The sequence below is a fragment of the Paenibacillus sp. P4_A9 genome, assembly GCF_056402415.1.
This window is the reverse complement of the sequence record NZ_JBFUHL010000144.1, coordinates 1-4730: the sequence shown is the minus strand read 5'-3', so window position 1 is coordinate 4730 and position 4730 is coordinate 1. Positions and strand designations below refer to the sequence as shown.

General features: G+C 42.4%; 6 protein-coding genes and 1 pseudogene. 2 read left to right on the top strand and 5 right to left on the bottom strand.

Translation table 11 applies throughout. The features are described from left to right. From AC1DVJ_RS30060 to AC1DVJ_RS30040, 5 genes and pseudogenes are all read right to left on the bottom strand, one after another. On the bottom strand, positions 1-423 hold a 423-nt coding region (locus AC1DVJ_RS30060; protein ID WP_477596434.1), incomplete at its 3' end, for a tyrosine-type recombinase/integrase. 121 nt (positions 424-544) lie between these two features. Continuing rightward, positions 545-1380 (bottom strand): annotated as a pseudogene (locus AC1DVJ_RS30055) (Rpn family recombination-promoting nuclease/putative transposase). Between the two features lie 167 nt (positions 1381-1547). Continuing rightward, positions 1548-1799: a YolD-like family protein gene (locus AC1DVJ_RS30050; RefSeq protein WP_477596432.1), complete on the bottom strand. Its 252-nt coding sequence runs from the start codon at positions 1797-1799 to the stop codon at positions 1548-1550. 23 nt (positions 1800-1822) lie between these two features. Further along, on the bottom strand, positions 1823-2026 hold the full coding sequence (locus AC1DVJ_RS30045; protein WP_477596430.1) for a YwbE family protein: 204 nt from the start codon (positions 2024-2026) through the stop codon (positions 1823-1825). Positions 2027-2204: 178 nt separating this feature from the next. Then, positions 2205-3038, bottom strand: a complete 834-nt coding sequence (locus AC1DVJ_RS30040; RefSeq protein ID WP_477596428.1) for a hypothetical protein — start codon at positions 3036-3038, stop codon at positions 2205-2207. Between the two features lie 431 nt (positions 3039-3469). On the opposite strand from AC1DVJ_RS30040, the gene AC1DVJ_RS30035 reads away from it, so the two are divergent. Further along, a complete protein-coding gene (locus AC1DVJ_RS30035; protein WP_477596426.1) occupies positions 3470-4321 on the top strand; it encodes a helix-turn-helix domain-containing protein in 852 nt (283 codons plus the stop codon). Between the two features lie 92 nt (positions 4322-4413). Next, on the top strand, positions 4414-4698 hold the full coding sequence (locus AC1DVJ_RS30030; RefSeq protein WP_477596424.1) for a hypothetical protein: 285 nt from the start codon (positions 4414-4416) through the stop codon (positions 4696-4698). Positions 4699-4730: the final 32 nt, after the last annotated feature.

The window sequence follows — 4730 nt, the reverse complement described above, 5'->3', positions numbered from 1 at the left end:
CAATAAGAACATCGCCACATTGCGAATCAGGTATTTCCCTTCGATGGATTGCAAAAAGACAGATAGCAGCTCCTCGCTTAGAAAAGTCGGAACTGGATTCTTCTCCACCTTCGATTTCTTGACTGTCATGGAAGGATTGTGAACAACAATCTGCAGCTCAACAAGTGCTACGAAAAATGTGCGTATCGACGAGAGATACCGATTCCTCGCTGCATCCCCTGCCCCGCCTTGACGCATCCTCGTCAAGAATCGCATAATATCAATCGCCTCGATCGAAGGCAAAGCTTTCTCTCCGAGGCTCGATAGAAATAAACGCACATCCCCAAGGTACGCTTGCTGTGTTCGTTTCGTGAACCCCTGATCCTTCATCCAGGAGTCAAAAAGCTCCAAATACTCATCATCATACGCTAGATTAGTGTCCATGCTGTCAATCTCCGTCCRTTACAAGCTAAATTGCGTTAAATATAGATTTAGTGCAATTTATTGAAGTGAATTTTTTGGAAAATGAAAGACCGCCCTGAGAGTAGAACGGTCTTGAACTACATTAGTGAATCTCATTTTTCAATTTCTGGACTTCAGTTTCCGATAGTCCAGAAATCTCCGCTGTATCAGAAACTGTTGTGCCTCTTTTCAAAAGCTTTACTGCGATTTCACGTCGAGCTTCTCTTTTCGCACCACCGATCATTGATGCTTCGTCGTGTAGTGCTTTTTGTCTCATTTCATATAATCGCCTTGCTTCTTCATCCTAACTCAAAAACTCTAGCGTACCCATTGCCTTTTGCAGAGCTGGTTCGTTCATCGCAATAACCTCCCATAATTCTAATTTATCGTTATCGATGCCTTTGAGAAACAACGACCATTTGACGAGCTTATCAATTAGAATAGCACTCCATTCTATCAGCTTAGGCAGCTCCAAGAAATGAATTTCGATGTCATCATTCAGCAAAAGCCCGGTGTGACTTTCCTGTAAATGAAACAGATTATAATAACGCTCATTCGGTAGGAAACTGAAGTTTAGAATGTTAATCGTAATGGTCTTTTTTACTCTTTATATTGCTGTCCTTCTTCAAGTTGGCCAGCATACATTTTGCTCCAGTAGTACAAAGTTCGCTTTTCAATATCATATCGGTTACATAGTTGAATTTCAATGTTCACTTGCTTTCCGTCAGCTGTACGAGCATGCACATCGAGAATCGACAGCTTGTCGTGCAGCGCATTTTTATCGATATATGGATTCAGTATCTGAATTTCTGTAATCGGGCTAGCTTCGCTTTCCCTTAACGTCACATTCAAGAAATCTAGAAGCACATCCTTGTTTTCTTCAACGCCGAAAATTCTTTTGAACACAAAATCTACTTTGGGATCAAGTCTATCTATCATAACAGCAACACCATTCCCCGTTCCATATTAGTATACCATGGCAAACTGAACTCAGACACATGTCTTATGTGATTCCTTTTTTGCTGACGAATTTGGAAAATAAAAAAGCAGTTCCCCTAATGGGAACTGCCCGATTCTTTCGGTCAAAAATTGATACTTTTTTAAACTTAATCCCGCGGATACTCCACTTTCATAATATCCATGAAAGGCACCTTATCCAACTCGCCTTTACAATCCATATGTACTCTCCCCGTACGCGAGTCCATTGTCGCGATCGTGCCGCGCACCGTTTCTACCCGTCCCCAAACCGTAAGCACGATCTCTGAATTCTCCATCTTTGCTTCCGACAATTGGTTCCCGATTTCTTCTAACACGAATTCATCTCGCGTAGGCCGTTTCGCTACTTTTGCTTTTGCCATCCTCTGTTCTCCTCCATGTTCCGTCAGTTGGACGGCGTAATGATTTCCTTCACGCGACCTACCTGGCCATCCGTGAGTCGCACTTTTATACCATGGGGATGTGTAGGTGAGTTCGTCAATAAATCCTTCACGATCCCGCGTGTAAGTTTCCCGCTCCGCTGATCTTGTTTTAACACGATGTTCACTTCTCTGCCGGGCATAACATCTTTTCGATTTTGTCCATTCATGCTGCGTATGTCGCCTGCTTTCATGCCATAATGTGATTAATTATACCATAGTTTATCCATTTACCCCATCTCGAGGGACATTTTATCTGTAAAAATATAATTTATGACATTAATATTTTATTCCATTAAATTAAAAGTGCGTACAAAAAGAAGCGGAAATCCTACGATTCCGCACCTTTTATGCAACCTGCGCAGCGGATTCATCACTCTTTTTAGAGAAATAAGGAATTAACAAGGCGCTTGAGAAGCTAAAAACCATGACAGCCTTGAATACGAATCCATCGAAGTCCTGTATACCAAGAATCAACGCCAGCAGGAACATTCGTGAAATAACAAGGATGAGCTCCCGCCATACCATCACTCGTGTTTGATGAATCGGCTCCAATCGATAGGTCGCTAGAAATTGTCTAGAGCTCCAAATCGTAAAGAAGAAAAACAACCCGATCGTCGTTAAAATGTTGGATAGAATGAGAATCAACGGTGTTGGGAATAAGGCTAACAGGAAACCAACTGCCGCGGCCCCCATGCCAAAGGTTAACCATTTGTTGTCACTTATCTGACGAGTACGACTAAACCGGCGATAGATGAATACACACGCAACGGTGAATGAGGTGTACATGATTTGCAGCAAGGCGATGTTGAGCTTATCTTGCGTGACCGAAAAGGTGAAAATCAGCGAGAAAATACCTTGAAACTGTATGAAAAATCCGCCAGCAACAAGCGAAGGAATCATCCATTTCAGTTGCGGTGTTGTGAATACTTGGGCCATTCCGAATTTACGAAACACCGGCTCTTTCGCATCTTTTAAGGAAATCGGTGGTACGAAATAAGAAGTGAAAATCATAAGTGCGATGAAGATGAACATGATGAAGAAGGAAGCCGTAAAGCCCAACCACTTAATAATAACCGCGAATAGCAATGGATTTAGGAAAGAAATCACCTGACCGAGCACATTCGCAGCGGAGAAAAAAGCGGTAAACTCCCTCCCTTTTCCGAAAAGGGAGATCCCCATATAGGCTCAAAATGCATCCAAGAAAGAAGGACGAAGGTGATACCCGCACCAATAGCAGCAACTCGCATCACGGAGCCTATCGTGAACTTGGATAAGAGATTCGCACCAAACATAAAGGCAACTCCCCATGCAAGAAACATGATGAGGTTGAACCAGCGACGTCAAAGATTTGATTTCCTTTTTCCCAAATAAAAAGGTTTATAAATATCCCCATATAGTTAAAGATAATCCCAGAACTTACACTCATCAGTAATAATCGTTTTAGCGCGGTCGTCATGTTGTGCTCACTTTCTGAACGAAATTTTGGTAAACTGGGTTACGAAGGCATGAAATCTCATTTATAATGGAAATTAACGAAAGTTAATGCGTTTTAACTTTCATTATCATATCACGGAGTCAGCTCGGAAGGAATGTATGTTATGCCTAGGTTCATGGACGATACGATAAGTCCTTATCCACTTYGAATATTTACTTTACCCATTGATGCAAGTAAATTAAAGCTGCAATCCCTTCGAATTCTCCATGTTGGACATTTGCCAGGTCGGATTATGTATCGGGAACATGCCACGTTCGAGAGCTTTGCAATTGTATATATCGCAGGAGGCAAGGGAACATACCGAGTCAATAATGGGCCTGTTCAAAAGGTCGAAAGCGGCAGCCTCTTCTTCTTTCGTCCGAATCAGGTCTATCACTATGGTCCCGATCCCGGAGGTTTCTGGGATGAGTATTATTTCACTCTGGAAGGCAGCCGCGTGAAGGAATGGCATAATAGCTGGCTCACGGAGTTAGATCAAGTGAAGCAAGTGGGCTATGAAGATGCTGCACAGCATAATCGGATTGAGCGCATTTTCATTGGGATGGAAAGCGGCATTCCCGCCAATATTGATCGGGCAGCCTTGCTTGTAGAGTCATTATTATTTGAGTTCATCCAACGGGCTGAAGCTACAACGGAAACGACGAAGACGCAGCAATTCATCCATCTCATCGACGAACTTAGCGATTCGTTATATCAGCCCTTTGACGCGCAAAGTATCGCCAAACGGCATCATATCTCACTTTCTACCCTTCGCAGAATCGTCAGTGAATATTCCGGCTATCCACTAAATACGTACATGCACAGAATGAAAATGGCAGAAGCCAAAAATATTTTATTAAACACGACGAATTCCGTAAAGGAAATTGCCGATTCACTAGGTTACAAGGATGTTTTCTACTTCTCACGGATTTTCAAGAAATATGTAGGCGTATCTCCACTCATCTTTCGAAATACGATGCATACTTAGCTGCAAAAATTTCCGCCTACTTAGCACGACTTGTCACATTGCTGCATATGATAGATTGAAAGCAAATCATCGTATGTGGAGGTGAATCAGACATGGCACTTACACTATCGGGTTTAATGCTTTATGCAATGTGGCTTGTCTTAGGGGTCATGGGTCTTAGCTTTGTAGTAGATTTGTTCAAATCGTTTGCGTCAGGAACATTTTCCGGCTCTACGGTTACGTCTTACTTGAAAGACCTGTTGTACTTTGTGTTCCCTTTATTCTTGCTTTCCAACATGATGCCGCTAGATCATACCGATTTCATTATCAAAATTGCGTACTATCTCGGTGCTCTAGGCGTTCTCTACCATTATGTCGGAGGATATTTTAAAAAGTAATCCTGTAACCGCATTCACAGCTGCTGAGACCC